General features: G+C 33.8%; 14 protein-coding genes and 1 riboswitch. Of the genes, 7 read left to right on the top strand and 7 right to left on the bottom strand.

All coding sequences use genetic code 11. The features are described 5' to 3' along the window. Window positions 1-12 precede the first annotated feature (12 nt). Both leuB and pheA read left to right on the top strand, forming a co-directional pair. The gene (leuB, locus tag IAI10_RS18900; RefSeq protein WP_315674863.1) at window positions 13-1,083 is read left to right on the top strand and encodes a 3-isopropylmalate dehydrogenase; all 1,071 of its coding nucleotides are present in this window, start codon (window positions 13-15) and stop codon (window positions 1,081-1,083) included. Between the two features lie 52 nt (window positions 1,084-1,135). Beyond that, window positions 1,136-1,978, top strand: coding sequence for a prephenate dehydratase (pheA, locus tag IAI10_RS18895; RefSeq protein WP_315674862.1), 843 nt, complete (start codon window positions 1,136-1,138; stop codon window positions 1,976-1,978). A gap of 27 nt (window positions 1,979-2,005) precedes the next feature. Here the strand turns inward: pheA and IAI10_RS18890 are convergent, their stop codons facing one another. Genes IAI10_RS18890 through IAI10_RS18875 form a run of 4 tightly spaced genes read right to left on the bottom strand, consistent with a single transcriptional unit; the run spans window position 2,006 to window position 4,275 of the window. Then, window positions 2,006-2,266 (bottom strand): DUF1294 domain-containing protein, encoded by a 261-nt coding sequence (locus IAI10_RS18890; RefSeq protein ID WP_315674861.1) that lies wholly within the window; start codon window positions 2,264-2,266, stop codon window positions 2,006-2,008. 13 nt (window positions 2,267-2,279) lie between these two features. Continuing rightward, entirely contained in the window at window positions 2,280-2,777 is a 498-nt protein-coding gene (locus IAI10_RS18885) for a hypothetical protein (protein ID WP_315674860.1), read from the bottom strand. Between the two features lie 27 nt (window positions 2,778-2,804). Continuing rightward, window positions 2,805-3,422 (bottom strand): DnaJ domain-containing protein, encoded by a 618-nt coding sequence (locus IAI10_RS18880; protein ID WP_315674859.1) that lies wholly within the window; start codon window positions 3,420-3,422, stop codon window positions 2,805-2,807. Further along, the gene (locus IAI10_RS18875; RefSeq protein ID WP_315674858.1) at window positions 3,406-4,275 is read right to left on the bottom strand and encodes a DUF5685 family protein; all 870 of its coding nucleotides are present in this window, start codon (window positions 4,273-4,275) and stop codon (window positions 3,406-3,408) included. The genes IAI10_RS18880 and IAI10_RS18875 overlap by 17 nt, the downstream gene beginning before the upstream one ends. Window positions 4,276-4,543: 268 nt before the next feature. On the opposite strand from IAI10_RS18875, the gene IAI10_RS18870 reads away from it, so the two are divergent. Together IAI10_RS18870 and IAI10_RS18865 are read left to right on the top strand one after the other, a co-directional pair. Continuing rightward, window positions 4,544-5,425, top strand: a complete 882-nt coding sequence (locus tag IAI10_RS18870) for an SDR family oxidoreductase (protein WP_315674857.1) — start codon at window positions 4,544-4,546, stop codon at window positions 5,423-5,425. Between the two features lie 16 nt (window positions 5,426-5,441). Continuing rightward, entirely contained in the window at window positions 5,442-8,681 is a 3,240-nt protein-coding gene (locus IAI10_RS18865) for an aminotransferase class I/II-fold pyridoxal phosphate-dependent enzyme (RefSeq protein WP_315674856.1), read from the top strand. A gap of 63 nt (window positions 8,682-8,744) precedes the next feature. Here the strand turns inward: IAI10_RS18865 and IAI10_RS18860 are convergent, their stop codons facing one another. Then, window positions 8,745-9,650: a polysaccharide deacetylase family protein gene (locus tag IAI10_RS18860; RefSeq protein WP_315674855.1), complete on the bottom strand. Its 906-nt coding sequence runs from the start codon at window positions 9,648-9,650 to the stop codon at window positions 8,745-8,747. 62 nt (window positions 9,651-9,712) lie between these two features. Further along, on the bottom strand, window positions 9,713-10,372 hold the full coding sequence (gene rpe, locus IAI10_RS18855; RefSeq protein WP_315674854.1) for a ribulose-phosphate 3-epimerase: 660 nt from the start codon (window positions 10,370-10,372) through the stop codon (window positions 9,713-9,715). 249 nt (window positions 10,373-10,621) lie between these two features. On the opposite strand from rpe, the gene lepB reads away from it, so the two are divergent. Then, window positions 10,622-11,137 (top strand): signal peptidase I, encoded by a 516-nt coding sequence (gene lepB, locus IAI10_RS18850; protein WP_315674853.1) that lies wholly within the window; start codon window positions 10,622-10,624, stop codon window positions 11,135-11,137. A 37-nt stretch (window positions 11,138-11,174) separates the two neighbouring features. Further along, a complete protein-coding gene (locus IAI10_RS18845) occupies window positions 11,175-13,325 on the top strand; it encodes a UvrD-helicase domain-containing protein (protein WP_315674852.1) in 2,151 nt (716 codons plus the stop codon). Between the two features lie 251 nt (window positions 13,326-13,576). Here the strand turns inward: IAI10_RS18845 and IAI10_RS18840 are convergent, their stop codons facing one another. Next, window positions 13,577-14,761, bottom strand: a complete 1,185-nt coding sequence (locus IAI10_RS18840) for a cation diffusion facilitator family transporter (protein ID WP_315674851.1) — start codon at window positions 14,759-14,761, stop codon at window positions 13,577-13,579. 125 nt (window positions 14,762-14,886) lie between these two features. On the opposite strand from IAI10_RS18840, the gene IAI10_RS18835 reads away from it, so the two are divergent. Next, window positions 14,887-16,185: a M18 family aminopeptidase gene (locus tag IAI10_RS18835; RefSeq protein ID WP_315674850.1), complete on the top strand. Its 1,299-nt coding sequence runs from the start codon at window positions 14,887-14,889 to the stop codon at window positions 16,183-16,185. A gap of 60 nt (window positions 16,186-16,245) precedes the next feature. Then, window positions 16,246-16,413: riboswitch (Lysine riboswitch) on the top strand. Window positions 16,414-16,499: the final 86 nt, after the last annotated feature.

Here is a 16,499-nt window from a genome sequence, read left to right as displayed (position 1 = left end):
GGGAAAGATAAAATGAAATTAGCAGTAATACCAGGAGATGGAATTGGACCAGAGGTAATAAATCAGGCGCTTAAAGTTTTGAAGGTAGTAACAGAAAAATATGGAGTAAATCTAGAGACTGAAGAAGTGCTTATGGGAGGAATAGCCATAGACAAAACAGGAGTACCGCTGCCACAGGAGACTATTGATATATGCAAGAAAAGTGATGCAGTACTTTTAGGAGCTGTGGGAGGCGAGAAGTGGGATACACTTCCAGGGCACCTGAGACCAGAAGCAGGTCTTTTGGGCATAAGAAAAGCCCTTGACGTTTATGCAAATCTCAGACCAGCAATAGTATTTCCTCAATTAAAGTCAGCATCAATGCTGAAGGAAGAAGCTTTAAAAGATGGACTTGATGTTATGATTATAAGAGAACTTATTGGAGGCTCTTACTTTGGAGAAAAGAAAAGAGTAAAATTAGAGGATGGTACCTACAAAGCATGGGATACACAGCTGTATACTACTGCTGAAATCACTAGGATTACTCATATGGCCTTTAATATTGCTAAAAAAAGAGAAAACAAACTTACTCTAGTAGATAAAGCTAATGTATTGGAAAGCTCTAGGCTTTGGAGAGAAGTGGTTACAGATATAGCAAAGAGCTATCCGGAAGTAGAACTTAATTATATGTATGTTGATAATGCTGCAATGCAGCTTATTAGAAAGCCATCTCAGTTCAATGTTATTTTAACGGAGAATATGTTTGGTGACATACTAAGTGATGAGGCTTCCATGATAACAGGTTCCTTAGGAATGCTGCCATCTGCTTCCTTAGGGGATGGAAATGTAGGTTTATATGAACCTATACATGGTTCAGCACCGGATATAGCAGGTCAAGACAAGGCAAATCCTTTAGCCACTATTATGAGTACGGCCTTAATGCTCAAGTATTCTTTTAATATGGATGCTGCAGCAAAGGATATTGAAGAAGCTATAAATAAAGTGCTTGATATGGGATATAGAACTCTTGATATAATGTCGGAAGGAAAGCAGGCAGTAGGCTGCGAAAAAATGGGGGATTTAATAATAGAACAATTAATGTAATTTTTAAGAAAGCTGTTTTTGCAGCTTTCTTGTAATTTTAAAGGGGGATAATATGCAGCAAAATTTAAGCATAAAAAATTCTAAAATAGGTTATTATGGTGAACCTGGATCTAACACTCATGAGGCGATGTTATCCATATTTGATGACAGCAATCAAGGAATTCACAGAGATAGTTTTGAAGAGGTATTTAAGCTAGTAGTAGACAAAGAAGTAAGCTATGCGGTGCTTCCAATAGAGAATACTTCTACTGGCGGTGTAAATGATGTTTTGGATCTTTTAAATAAATATGAAGCCTACATAGTAGGAGAATCCTGTTTAAAAATAGAGCATAGACTGTTAGTTCTTCCAGAGGCTGATATAGAGGATATTAAGGAAGTGTATTCGCACCCACAAGGTCTTATGCAATGCAGGCAGTTTCTGTCGGAGCATAAAGCTTGGAAGCTCTTCAATTACTATAATACCGCCAAAAGCGCCCAATATGTTAAGGAATGCGGCTCTAAAGAAAAGGCAGCTATAGGAAATGTGAGTGCAGCTAAACTTTATGGGCTTAAGATTATTGAAGAAAATATAAGCTTAAGCAATAACAATTTTACCAGGTTCATAATAATATCTAACAAGTTAGAATATTCACAGGACTGCGATAAAATGAGTATAATACTAAAGCTTCCTCATACCTGTGGAACTCTTTATAATGTAATAAAAATAATATATGAGAGTAAATTAAATATGATGAAAATCGAATCAAGACCAATAATAGATCATCCTTGGCAGTACAGCTTTCATATAGATTTTGAGGGAAATATACAGGATAAGAATGTTATACAGGCTATAGATAAAATAAAAGAAGTCAGCAGCGATTTTAGGCTCATAGGAAATTATAGAAAATCAGTATAAAAAAATATGGCACTTAAGCCATATTTTTTAATAGAACAATCTATAGATAATAAATATTTGAGCCAATGCTATAAGAGGAATGAATATTGTAAACCTCAAATGCTTGGTTTTATGCCTGAATCTTTTCATGCCAATAAGTATGCCAAGACTTCCGAAGATAAGGGCTATTATGAATAAAGTGGATTCACGTATTCTCCAATGATGATTTTTTGCATATTGTTTATCTTTATACATCACCACAATAGCTATTATATTTATTACTAAAAGATAAAGTGAAAAATACTTCATTTCAAATCCTCTATTATTTCTTTATAAATTTTGTCCTTATATAATTTATAATTAAAGTAAGTGCATAGTCGTAAATAATAAAAGCTATCTCAGCGCCTATAATTATGAGGTATATAGGAAGCTTTGTGCTTAGGCTGTCTGTAAATAAGGAACTATAAGCAAAATACAAAATTCCCATGCTTAAATTAAAAAATACAAACTTAATTATAAATTCTATCACCATTTTATCCAATGCTTCCACGTAATATTTCACAAATCCATACAATCCGAAGAAAATCACGTAGGCAAAAGCGATGCCCTTTATTCCTAAAATTAACGAGAGCAGGGAGGCGGCAAAGTACACAACAAAGCTATTCTTTACACCAGTAGTAAGTATGGAGTAAGGGATGATAGCTGACACTATAGTCAGTAACGAGAGTTTGCTCGTTGGAATTATACCAGAGATATATATTAGAATTACGGTAAGTGCTGCATATAATCCGCCTCTAGCAATATTCTTTGTATTATTCATTTACTTTCCACCTCTCTTTATATTGAGTTAGCAGCAAGGAACTATATCTCCGCCCATGCATTCGCAAAGGCTGTCTGCGCACCAAAGCTTCACGCAGAAATCACACATTTCGTCGTTGTTTCCTCTTCTTCCATAGAAATTATCTCTATAATTTCCATTTCGTCTGCTTATATTGTCTAAAGCATTTCTATATTCAGGATTAGCCGGATTCATGTTAGTGGCAGTAGAAATATAATTTCTTGCGCTGTCATACCAGCCTTTTTTCATATGTAAAAGCCCCATTAAATAATACCATTCTGCGTCCTTATTAGTCATGGAATTCAGAGCAGTTTCGGCGTTTCTATAGTTGCCTCTCTGTATATCGTTACGAATATTTCCATAACCATATCCATTAGAATTGTTGTAACTGGAATTATCGCTATAACTTTCTTGACGCTGATAATATGAGCTGCCTTCGGAAGCATTTTTCATAAGGTACTCATAGGCTTCATTAAGTTCTCTCATTTTTTCTTCCGCTAAGTCTTTTAAAGGATTGCTATCATATTGATCAGGATGGTATTTCTTGGCTAATTCTCTATAAGCCTTTTTGATTTCTTCTTTGCTGGCGCCTTCTTTTACGCCCAATATTTCATATGGGTTTTGCATTTAACAATTCACTCCTTTTAAAAACAATATCCATTTTTTCCATAAGACCAAATTTTAATATGTTATCAAGTAGCTCTTTATTTTTCTCAATTGGCAGGGAGCTTAAAATTTCATAGGTTGCGGAAGCACAAGTGGTAAGTATAAAATCTATGTTATCTTCTATTTGTATTTTTAACTTATCACAATCTAAACCTTCCTTATTATATAGTGCAGTTAAAAGATTAAATTTACCTTTCTTCATATCTTTTTCTAAGTCATCCCAAGCATCAATTATGTATATCCATTTTCCAAGATTATACCCAAGCCAATATAAAGTTTCCTTGTATTCATAATCATCCTTAAAATAATCACTTATTATATAGCCTGTAAGGTGGGCAAAATGATGAGAAATTTCATCGATGCTATATTTATATGCTTCTTTTTCCATAGTATAAAGGGTATTTAATATATTACCAATATTATTGCTTAAATCGCTACCTGAAATATATCTTTTCAAGAATGAAGAAGATAATTTACTAGTTATAGTATTATCATCATTAATATTATCAATAAGCTTGTAATAGGTCAACATTATATTACATTCAGCAGCATATATTAAAGCAGGATTGTCATAAATTCTAATTCTTTCTTTTGTAGGGTGCACTGCACATCTAAATTTTCTATAATTTAGTTTATGATTATCTAAAGAATCTATGAGAATGGCTAAGAAGGTCATATCATAGTTTAAAGCCATTCTTGGAAGATTTCCGAAATTATCTTTTATAGCATGACATAATCCGCAATAATAAGCTTTGAATTTTTCAAAATCTTTAATTTTTAGTTCCATTCTACATGGAACCACATATCCAAACACGTAAAAAACAACTCCTTATAAAGCATTATTATTTTATTTCTGTTTTATCAATCAAAGCCTATATATTAACATTTTCTTAAAGCATAGCTTTATCTCTTAGTATATCACAGAACATTATAAATAGATAAATTATTTTATTTAAAATGTTGATATAATATGTAGAAAGTTAAATGAAAATTAAAATATTTTATATGATAATGAAATGTGGTATAATGTGTTAGTATTTGTAATAGAGTATACGGTATCTTTGAAATGGGGGATATGGAAAATGTATGAAAAAAAAGTAGTTCTTATAACTGGAGCATCTTCTGGAATTGGCAGAGCTACGGCACTTTACTTGGCTGATAAGGGAATAAAAGTTTACGGAACCAGTAGAAGTGGAAGAGGGGATGATGAATTAAAATCAAAGGATATTTCCATGGTAGCTATGGATGTAACGGATGATAATTCGGTCAAGAAGGCTGTACGAGAAATTTCAGAAAAGGCAGGGACTATAGATGTACTTATTAACAATGCAGGTTCAGGTATATCAGGTCCATTGGAAGAAACTTCAATGGATGAATTTAAAAATCTCTTTGAAATAAATTTCTTTGGAACAGTTCGAGTTATAGATAACATACTTCCGATTATGAGAGAGAGAAGAAGCGGAATCATAATAAATACATCTTCCATAGGAGGCATTATAGGCCTTCCATATCAAGGAGTTTACAGCAGTACTAAATTTGCAATAGAAGGATATACTGAAGCATTAAGTAAAGAGTTAAATGAATTTGGCATAAAGGTATGTATGATACAGCCTGGTGATTTCTGCACTGGTTTTACAAAAAACAGAATATTTACTAAAGCTACGGATAAGAATTCTCCTTACTATAAAAGTTTTGCAAAGACTTTAGTAACATTTGAGCATGATGAAAATAATGGGTGTAATCCAGAAAAAATAGGGAAACTTATATTTAATATCATAAAAAGCAAACATATCAAAGAAAGATACATTGTAGGTTATTTTTTTCAAAAGCTTTCAGTGATGCTTAAGAGAATATTGCCTGGAAGGATCTTTGAAAAAATAATAATAAGCTATTATATTAAAAAGGGTGACTTATCCGAAGCAGAGTCAAAGGATATAGAAAACAGGATAAATAAGATATATTAAACTCGGAGGGTTGAATATGAGAGAATCGAGAATAACAGTAAATGAACTTAAAAATTCATCTATGGATTTTAAGAGCATTTATAATGCCATGATGAAAAATGGTGAAAAAATAGTATGTGAATTTATAGAAGATAGCAAAATAGTTAAATGGACTTATTCAGATTATAATGAAAAAATTCTTAAGACAGCAGCAAAATTATCTCAAATGGCAGCTGAAATTCAGAGGGGATCTTACATAGGTATAAAGATGAGCAATTCACCTTATTGGCCTATAACCTTTTGGAGCATACTTATGGCTGGCTATAAACCTCTTCTTTTAGATGCTGCTATGGCAGATGAAATGACCAGCTATTTAATGAAGCAGGCTGGAGCTAAAATGTTAATAAATTCTGTAATAAAAATAGGTGAAGAAAAGGTAAACTTTGAACCTAAGTGGGAAAATGAATTTGCACTATGTACTTCTGGTACCACCAGCACTAGCAAAGTGTATTACTATGATGGTGAATCTGTAAGCCATCAAATATTAAACGCTGAATATCTATATTATGACACAGAGAGAATAAGCCCAAGAGAAAACGATAAAGTGCTTGCATTCCTGCCTATGCATCATATATTTGGCCTTGTAGCAAGTTATTTATGGTTTTCTTTTTACGGCACCACTGTGGTTTACATAAAAGATAGATCTCCAGAAACCATAATGAAAGCTTGCAGGGAGCATAAGGTTACACACATCACTACAGTTCCGCTGCTTCCTAATAATCTAGCTAAAGGTATATCAAGAAAATTATCTCAAGAGACTAAGGGAAAACAGCTGCTATTTAACAGCATGTTAAATGTAAGCTTGTTCCTACAAAAGATTAATGCTGAGATGGGAACTAAATTTGCCCAAAGCATATTTAAAAATATTTTAAATGGTCTTTTGGGGCCTCAGATAAGAGTGATGATTAGCGGAGGGAGCCATATACCTTATGAAAGCATGAGACTTTTAAATGGCATAGGATATTTCACTACCAGCGGTTTTGGAATGACGGAGGTTGGAGTATCTTCCTGTGAAACCAGTGACAGCTTTAGAAAGAGAATGATGGGCTCTACAGGTAAGCCGCTTAAGTACATAGAATACAAGGTAGTTAAGGATAGCGGAAATGAATCTGGCGATGTGCTTGTAAGAGGAAAAGCCATCCACAGCGGACGTCTTATCGATGGGGAAAAGGTTCCTGCAGAGGTGGATAAGGAAGGATGGTTTGATACTGGAGACATTGGAAGATTGGAAAGTGGAAGATTATTTATAGATGGAAGAATAAAAGACCTCATCATAAATGAATCAGGGGAAAATGTTTATCCTGACGAATTAGAGGATTATTATTCAAAGCTTTCTGTATACAATCAGCTTTCAGTGCTAGGTACTAAAAAGGATGCTAACTATGAGTATATTACTCTAGTGGTTAGCCTTGCTCCAAAGGACATGAACGAATTGATATATGATACTATAAGAAATGAAGTAAATAGGATTAACGGAACTCTTCCGGTGATGAAAAGAGTGAATAAAGTTTATATCACTTCTGAGCCTCTTCCAGTAGTAAATGGAATAAAGGTTAAGAGAGCTCAGCTTAAGAAAGATATAGAAAATAACGGTATTAGTGTAATAGACTTAGATCTTAGAAGCAAAAATTTCGATGTAAAAGAGAAGGCGGAGGAAAAAGCAGCTCCAACAGAGATAGAAGCTTCAAGAGAACTAAAAGAAATCAAAGAGAAGGTAAGAGGATTCTTTGCAGAAGTGCTGCATCTTCCTGAAGAAAGTGTTGCCTATGATGCTCACTTTATAGATGATTTAGGCGGTGACAGCCTATCAAGCATAAGCTTGCTTGTAAAGGTTGAGGAGAAATATAATGTAGTTATACCTGACTCTGAATATTATAATTGCACTAATGTTAACAATCTTTCAGCTTTAATCGTCAGAAAGCTTTACGGAATCAGTGAAGATAATGATGGAAAAGTAACCCCTGATCAGCAAAAGGAAGTGACTCCTATAACTTCCTTTGAAAGTTCAAGAGAATACAAGGCTCTAGTGGATAGATTAAAAAGTGCTGAAGAAGCGGGAAATCCGTACTTTGTATGTCATGATTCTGCTATAAGAGATGTATCTATGCTTGACGGCGAAAGAGAAGTATTGAATTTTGGATCTTATAATTACGTAGGTATGTCCGGTCATCCAGAGACTATAAAAGCAGCCCAGGATGCCGCAGAAAAATATGGAACTTCTGCCAGCGGAAGCAGAATACTGGCTGGTGAGAAACACATTTATATGGAACTGGAAAAGAAGATAGCAGAGTGGAAACATACAGAGGATTCTATAGTATTGGTGGGAGGACATTCTACAAATGTAACTTTTGTAGGAAACTTCTGTAATGAAAGAGATATAATATTGTATGATGCTTTATCTCACAATTCCATAGTGCAGGGATGTCAGCTTTCAAAGAGTGATGCTAAAGCCTTTCCTCATAATGATTTTGCAGCTCTTGAAAGTATTTTGAAGAATGTTAGACCTAGATACGAAAAGATTCTGGTAGTTGTGGAAGGCGTATATTCCATGGATGGCGATATTGCGCCTATGCCTGAATTTATAAAGCTAAAGAAAAAGTACGGATTCTTCCTTATGGTGGATGAAGCACATTCAGCTTGTGTAATAGGTGAACACGGAAGAGGAGTAGACGAATATTTCAATTTGGATCCTTATGACATAGATGTGAAGATGGGAACTCTTTCAAAGGGACTTGGAACCTGTGGAGGATACCTAGCCGGCAAGAAATGTCTGGTGGACTTTTTAAGATACACAGTGCCTGGATTCGTATTTTCTGTAGGAATCAATCCGCCCTCTGCAGCAGCTACTATGAAGGCCTTAGAGATATTGACTAGAGATAATTCTGTAGTTAAGAGGCTTCATGAAAATATAGATACTTTTGTGTCAGAAGCTCATAAGAGAGGACTTAACACCTGCCTTGCAGGTGAGACAGCTATAATACCTATAATGGTAGGTGACGATATAGATGCCTTTAAAATCAGCAATGTAATGCTTGAAAGAGGAGTATTCGTTCCCCCAGCTGTATACCCAGCAGTGCCTAAGGGGCAGGCAAGATTAAGATTCTGCGTTATAAGTGAACACAAAGAAGAACAGATAATTAAGGCTCTGGATATACTTATGGAAGTATCAAAAGAATTAAATATAGATTTAAGCGTTAAAGAGAAAATAGAAGCTTAAAACAAAACCAAATGAAAAATGCCTAGAGATGTTTAATACATTTCTAGGCATTTTTATTAATGATTAGTTTGCGCGTATAGCAGCCATATTTATGCCAGGATACATTCTTATTCTAGGTATGGTTTCAAGCCCATAACTTTTATTAGCAAAACCAGGCTTAGTGGTAAAACTCATTTTATAGCCAGCTTCAGCATCTGCTTTTATGGTGTCGTTATTGTATTTTCCTGATGGATAGCATAGATATTCCGTGCCTTTCCCAAGCAATGCGCTAAGCTTATCCCTTGAGGTAACAAGCTCTTTGAGCTGGGCAGCATAATTAAGAGTGCTGAGTTCGCTGTGGGTATCCGTATGGCTCTCAAAATCTATATTATTATTGAACATTTCTTTTATGTTTTCAGTAGTTAAACAATCTGGCTGGTCTATATATTTAGTTATTACAAATATGGTTGCTTTAAAACCATATTTTTTTAATATTGGATAGGCATTATCATAATTGTCCCTATATCCATCATCAAAGGTTATCACTACAGGTTTATCGGGACAATTTTTACCTGTGGTTAGTATGCCGTAAAGCTCATCAAGAGACAAAGGGGTATACCCCTGATCATTTAACCATTTCATTTCAGCTGCAAATTCTTCTGGCTTAATTATAAGGCTATTAGTACTATTCTCGTTTATAGAGTGATACATAAGCACGGGAATTTTTGCTTTCGCTGGGTCTATATCTGTATACTTAACTGCTTTATTTGCAGCGTTGCTGCTTCTGTGAGTATCTTTGTATTTAAATCTTATATCTGCATCTTCATCCTTAGAGGAAGATGATATTCCTTCAATAGGCTTGTCTATTTTAGGAGAATTAGAAGTAATAGTTTTATTTTCTTCCACAGGCTTGGCATAATTACAAGCTGTAAAAGAAAAGGAAAGCAATAATATAAATATAAATGTATAGAGCTTTAAAGATTTGTTCATCCAATTATCATCCCTAACTTTTGCATTATATATATCTATTACGATAAACAGTATTGATTTGTTTAATATTTTTTAAGAACTTCTCTAAATTTTTTTATATTTTCCTTCAGCTCATGATTTTTAAATATGCCTGATCCAGATACTAATATATTAGCACCAGCAGCAGCAGCTTCTTTGCAATTATCTGCTGATATTCCGCCATCTACATTTATTTCATATCTATAATTATTTTCCTGCTTTAATCTAGTAAGTTCCTTAATTTTATCTAGGCTGTAGGGAATAAAAGATTGACCTCCAAAGCCTGGGTTTACGCTCATAATTAATACCAAATCTATCTTGTGAAGAAGATGTTTAATAAAAGACACTGGAGTGGAAGGATTTAACGCTATTCCTGCTTTTACATTGAAGCCTTTTATGTAGTCTACAAGTCTATCCATATGGCGGTCGCTCTCATAATGAACAGTTATTATATCAGAGCCAGCCTCTACAAAATCCTTAATATAGTTACTAGGGTTTTCAATCATAAGATGGACATCAAATGGAAGCTTTGTATAAGGTCTTAAAGCCTTTATAATAGGCGGTCCTAAAGTTATATTAGGAACAAAATTTCCATCCATCACATCAATGTGGATTAAATCTGCCCCAGCCTCATCTAAAAGTTTGACTTCTTCTCCTAATTTTGAAAAATCAGAAGATAGTATTGATGGAGATAGTTTTATCATGTAAGTTGCCTCCTTGCAATGTTTTAAAATACACATCTATGATATAATTATGTGATTTTAACCTAAATTTAATTCTCTAGTCAAATAAAATTATATTATAGGTGAAAGGATTTTAAAAGCCATAGATAAATTAAAATCGAAGATTGTAGTAAAAACTTAGTTTTAAAATAAGTTAGAATAAGGTATAATATTACCTATGACTACTTTTTGTGGATCTAGGACGTATAAAATAATAAGGTGGGTGTTAAGATGACTCTTTATAAAAAAATATTCAAGGACTACATAATTCCTGTGTTAGTAGCACTTGTACTAACATTATTAATAAATAAGTTTTTATTGTTTAAAATATATATCCCCTCAGAATCTATGGTACCAACCTTAAAGGTAGGCGATCAGGCTTTTGCTACTAAAATATATAATTACAGTAAAATTAAAAGAGGAGATATTTTAGTGTTTAATTTTGCTCCGGAAAATCAACTTTTTATAAAGAGGGTTATAGGGCTTCCTGGTGAAACGGTTAAGGTGGATGACAATGGGGATGTTTATATAAACGGCACTAAATTAAATGAACCTTATGTGAAAAATCCTGATAAAAAGGCAGGAAACTTTGTGGTTCCTAAGGATTGCTATCTTTTCATGGGGGATAACAGAGCAAATTCAAATGATGCCAGATATTGGAGTAATCCTTACATAAATGAAAAAGATATAAGAGGTAAAGCCCAGCTTATAGTATATCCTTTTAGCAGATTTGGATTTTTGAAGTAAAACTACATATTAGATGATTTTATGAGGAGGGGTAGATGTGGACATTAATAACTATTCAAAAGAAAATGATGAGGAATTCACCTCCAGCATTAAAAAAGAGCTGGAGCTGGCTGTAGAAAAAGAAAAGCTTAAAGAGAGCATAGATATAATTAAAAATGAAATATTGCTTTATATAGGTAAAAGGAAAGAATTAACCTCCTACATACTTGAATACAGAAAAAATGCGCTGGATGAATTTAGAAATGATGAAGATAAGATAATCGATTATTTTGACCATGAGCGTTTTGTTAAGGAAGAATCTTTTAAAAGCATTGATAGAAGATTAAAAGAGCTTATCATACTTAAAAATACCCCTTATTTTGGGAAAGTAAACTTTAAAGAAGCAGATATGGAAGAGGAATATATCTATATAGGAAGATTTGGAGTTACTCCAGAAGGTTCCTATGAGCCCTTGGTGGTGGATTGGAGAGCACCGGTGGCTTCCCTATTTTACAGCGGTAAACTTGGAGAGGCTGTATATAAAGCTCCTATGGGAGATGTTACAGCAGATATAAAGTCCAAGAGGCAGTTTATAATAAAGAAAAGCGAGCTTGTTGGAATGTTTGATACCTCTGTAGATGTAAAGGATGATATACTTCAGATGGTTTTAAGCAGCAACAGCTCTGAAAAGCTTAAAGACATAGTAATGACAATCCAATCAGAGCAGGATGAGATAATAAGGCAGCCTTATGATATAACCATGGTAGTTAACGGTGTGGCAGGAAGCGGTAAAACTACTATAGCACTTCACAGGGTAGCATACCTTCTCTATAACTACAGAGAAAGATTACAGGATAAGGTGCTGATACTTGGACCTAACAGTATATTTATGGAGTATATATCCATGGTTTTGCCAAGTCTTGGTGAGGTGGGTGTAAAACAAAGCACTTTTAGCGATTATGCAATGAGCAAATTAAATATTCATGAAGTTATGCCTTTCAAAGACTATATGGATAGAATATTAAGTGATGATAAAGAATTCATAAATAAAGCTCTCTATAAGGCTTCTGAAGATTTTGAAAAAGTTATTGAAAGTAAAATTGATGAAGTAAATAAGCATTACTTTGATATAAAGGAGGTTACTCTTCTAGGTAAGCCTGTAGTAGATAAAGCTGAAATCAAAGAAATGTTTGAAAACTATTTTAAAGATATGCCTTTGTTTAGAAGAAGCAAGAAGATAAGAAGAATAATATTCAGCAAAATAAAAGATGTGAGAGATGATTTAGTTAGAGAAGTACAAAGGGAGTACAAAGAAACAATAGCAAAGATGACACCTAGAGAACTTCAGCTGGAAGGCAATCAGGTAGAATTCATGCGAAGAAATAAGATAAGAGAAATAATACGAGGAGTTCTTGACTGCAAACAAGCTCTAGCCTGGATAGAAAATCCTAATGTTTTAGAAATATATGAAACTATTAATGGCAAAGATATGCTTACTTATGATGACTTAGCACCTCTTTTATATATAGATATTAAGCTTAGAGGAAATGTGGTAAAAGAGGATATAAAGCATGTAGTCATAGATGAGGCACAGGATTACAGCTCACTTCAGTTTAAGGTGATAAAAGAAATCACGGGCTGCCTATCCATGACAATAGTAGGGGATTCCAATCAAAGAATTCTTCCTTGTGAGGGTGAAGTGCCTATGGTAAAACTTGATAAAATTCTTAATGGAGAAGATATTAAGTTTTTTGGGCTTGAAAAGAGCTATAGATCTACTAAAGAAATCATGGAATATGCTAATAATTTTATCGGAGGTAAGATTGTTCCTTTAGTCAGAAGCGGAAATAAAGTTAAAGAAATTTCAGCGGAAAAGGAACATTTTTCAGACACCATAAAAGAAATGGTAGAGGATTTAAACAAAAAAGGCTACGAAAGTATAGCATTAGTATGCAGAGATATGGAAGCTACTAAGGAAATACAATCACTGCTGAGTCCGAAGCTTAATATAAAAGTTATGGATACTGATGATATAATTTACAGCGGAGGCACTGTACTTATTCCATCCTACTATGCTAAGGGACTTGAATTTGACAGCGTAATAATTGTGAAGCATGGAGACATACAGGATTTACAGAAGGACGCAAAAATAAACTATGTTATGTGTACTAGAGCACTGCATGAGCTTAATGTCATAAATATAAAATAACGGGGCTGTGGCAAAAATATTATTTATTTTAAGATATTAAGATAAGATTAGTAAGTGATAAAGTTGAATTAAGAAGTAAGAGGTAAAAATTAATAGTTATTGAGGAAATCGTCTCTTTGTGAGACGATTTCTTACCTTCACTTTTAATTCTTAATTTTTACTTGTTAACTAAATTAGTATAAATCTATAAATCTATATAACTATATAACTAGTTATAGAAGTATCAAGGGTTCAGCTGACATTAGTTGGATTTACAAATCAGAAAAGTCTCTGTCTATTGTAATAACGCAATTATAATTTGGATGAAATTTTTTTACTTCAGTACATATATCCTTTTTTAAAGCTATCTCTCCAGTATGATTGGTTATATCCGATGAATTAACTACCGAATCAAAGATAATATTCTTAGTTTCACCTTCACCAACAATTCTGAAGTCATGTATAGATTTTATTGATTCAAATTTTTTTAAAATGGTGGATACTTGTTTTCTTGTATTCGTAACTTCCTTGTCGTCTACATTTACTGGATCCATATGTATTACAAGTATGAGATTTAGCTTTTCTGAAATTTCTCTTTCTGCTCTGTCAATGACGTTATGTATGGATACTATATTTATGTTGGAAGGAACTTCTGCATGTATGGATGCCATAGCCTTTCCTGGACCATAATTATGTATTATAAGATCGTGGACACCTATTATATTTTCATAGGAAAGCACCCGCTTCTTTATATCCTTTACCAGCTCTGCATCTGGAGCTTCTCCCAGCAAAGGATTTACAGTTTCTTTTATCAGCGTGAAACCAGAATAAAGAATTAATGCGGCTACTAAAATTCCTAAATATCCGTCTAGAGGAAAGGAAGAGAATAAAGAAAAAATAAGGGATATAGCAACAACAGCTGAAATTATTACGTCTCCTAAGGAGTCTAAGGCAGAAGCTTTTAAAGCAGCAGAATCTATAATAAATCCTATTTTCTTATTAAAAAAAGAAAGCCATACCTTCGCAGCCATAGATAGTAATATAAGCAAAAATGGAATCAATTGAAATACTACTCTGCTAGGATGAAATATCCTTTCAAAAGAAGATTTAACAAATTGAAAGCCTACAAACATAACCATGAAGGAAACTACTAATGCGGATAGATATTCAATTCTTCCATGACCAAAAGGGTGCTCTTCATCAGCAGGTAAATTTGAAAGCTTAAATCCAATTATAGTGATAAGAGAAGAAGCACTATCAGAAAGGTTATTAAAAGCATCCGCAGTGACAGCAATACTATTAGTCAAAATTCCAACTGAAATCTTTATGAAAAATAATATTAAATTAATAACTATACCTATAATTCCAGCAAAAAATCCATATTTGGTTCTTACAGTTTCATTTTTTGTATCTTCGAAGTTCTTAATGAACTTTTTAATTAAAGTATTAATAAACAAATATTATCACCCCAAAATAGTTTATTCTATTGATTAACTTCTGTACATATTATATCATAAAATATGTCGACTAATAATTAATCGAAATTTTAATTTGTTATAATTTATGATACGGAGTGATATAGATGGAAAAGGAAATTAAAAGCCTTGCTGAAAATTTATTAGATTTTATAGATGAAAGTCCCACAGCCTTTCATGCTGTTGCTGCTGCTAAAAAGGAATTATTGTCAGCAGGCTTTAGTGAGCTTAAGGAAGAAGAAGCTTGGAAGATAGAAAAGGGAGGAAAATATTTTACTACTAGAAACGACTCTTCACTTTTTGGATTTGTGGTGGGTACAGGAGAGATGGAAGCAGAAGGCTTCAGAATAGCTGGATCACACACAGATTCCCCAACTTTCAGAATAAAACCCCATGCTGAGATGTGCAATGAGGGTTTCTTAAAGCTTAATACAGAAGTATATGGGGTACCGATTTTAAATACTTGGTTTGATAGACCTCTATCTATAGCTGGAAGGGTGGCAGTAAAAAGTACTGGAATGTTTCCAGAAAGCAGATTAGTAAATATATCAAGACCAATAACTATAATACCTAATTTAGCCATACATTTAAATAGAAAAGTGAATCATGGTGTTGAATTAAATCCTCAGAAGGATACAATACCTATGGTAGGCTGTATAAATGATGAGCTTGAAAAGGATGAGTTTTTAGTTAAGCTTATAGCAGGGGAGCTAGGGGTTAAAGCCGAGGATATACTGGATTTTGATTTATTTCTATATGAATATGGAAGAGGTTGCCTACTAGGAGTAAATGAAGAATTCATATCTTCTTCAAGAATAGATAATCTTAGCATGGTGCACAGTGCTATTCATGCAATATTGGATGCAAAACCTGGGAAAGCTACCAACCTTATAGCATGCTTTGACAATGAGGAAGTGGGAAGCTCTACTAAGCAGGGAGCTAATTCCGAAATATTAGTGCATACTTTAGAGAGGATAGCTCTAAGCCTTGGCAAAGGAAGAGAGGAACTTTTAAGAGCCTATGCTAAATCCTTTATGATATCTACAGACGCGGCTCAAGGTCTTCATCCCAATAATACAGAAAAATTTGATCCAACCTGCAGGGTTATTCTAAACCAAGGACCTGCTATAAAAATCAGCGCAGCTCAAAGCTATACCTCTGACAGCATATCTATAGGTACATATGAAATGATATGCGAAAAAGCAAAGGTACCTGTGCAGAAATTTGTTAATCGTTCTGATGAACCAGGTGGAAGAACAATAGGACCGCTTTCAGCTACCCATCTTCCAATTAAATCAGTGGATATAGGAGCACCTCTTTTAGCTATGCATTCTGTAAGAGAGCTTGGAGGAGTATATGACCATTTTTATATTACTAAATCTTTGATTGAGTTTTTTTCAATGTAAATAGCTGTTGCATAAATATAATAATTGTGTTACCATAATGTAAATTAAATAATGAACTTTACCTAGGGTAGAGGTGCCTAAATTAATAGTACTTTTGCGGAGCTGGCGGGCGTAGAGGCAAGAGGAAAGGGATTTAGGCCGAAGAGAAGAAACTGCAAAAATCTTCCCTGGCTGTGCATAAAATATATGTATGGCTGTCATGGTTTTCCATGGAGAGCTACAAGGTACACGTAGTTGTATTAAAATTGTTTTTAAGCAGCAAAGGTGTTCCTTTGCTGCATTTGTTTTATGTAGTGACTATTCAAGGTGGAGGG

Origin of the sequence: Clostridium sp. 19966 (genome assembly GCF_032335695.1) — a bacterium.
Classification (GTDB): domain Bacteria; phylum Bacillota; class Clostridia; order Clostridiales; family Clostridiaceae; genus JACTOJ01.
The sequence above is the reverse complement of the archived record's forward strand: the minus strand, read 5'-3'. Positions and strand labels throughout refer to the sequence as shown.

Coding starts and splice junctions, on each gene's coding strand:
- leuB (WP_315674863.1), top strand. CDS start 13: ATGAAATTAGCAGTAATACCAGGAGATGGAATTGGACCAGAGGTAATA.
- pheA (WP_315674862.1), top strand. CDS start 1,136: ATGCAGCAAAATTTAAGCATAAAAAATTCTAAAATAGGTTATTATGGT.
- IAI10_RS18890 (WP_315674861.1), bottom strand. CDS start 2,266: ATGAAGTATTTTTCACTTTATCTTTTAGTAATAAATATAATAGCTATT.
- IAI10_RS18885 (WP_315674860.1), bottom strand. CDS start 2,777: ATGAATAATACAAAGAATATTGCTAGAGGCGGATTATATGCAGCACTT.
- IAI10_RS18880 (WP_315674859.1), bottom strand. CDS start 3,422: ATGCAAAACCCATATGAAATATTGGGCGTAAAAGAAGGCGCCAGCAAA.
- IAI10_RS18870 (WP_315674857.1), top strand. CDS start 4,544: ATGTATGAAAAAAAAGTAGTTCTTATAACTGGAGCATCTTCTGGAATT.
- IAI10_RS18865 (WP_315674856.1), top strand. CDS start 5,442: ATGAGAGAATCGAGAATAACAGTAAATGAACTTAAAAATTCATCTATG.
- IAI10_RS18860 (WP_315674855.1), bottom strand. CDS start 9,650: ATGAACAAATCTTTAAAGCTCTATACATTTATATTTATATTATTGCTT.
- rpe (WP_315674854.1), bottom strand. CDS start 10,372: ATGATAAAACTATCTCCATCAATACTATCTTCTGATTTTTCAAAATTA.
- lepB (WP_315674853.1), top strand. CDS start 10,622: ATGACTCTTTATAAAAAAATATTCAAGGACTACATAATTCCTGTGTTA.
- IAI10_RS18835 (WP_315674850.1), top strand. CDS start 14,887: ATGGAAAAGGAAATTAAAAGCCTTGCTGAAAATTTATTAGATTTTATA.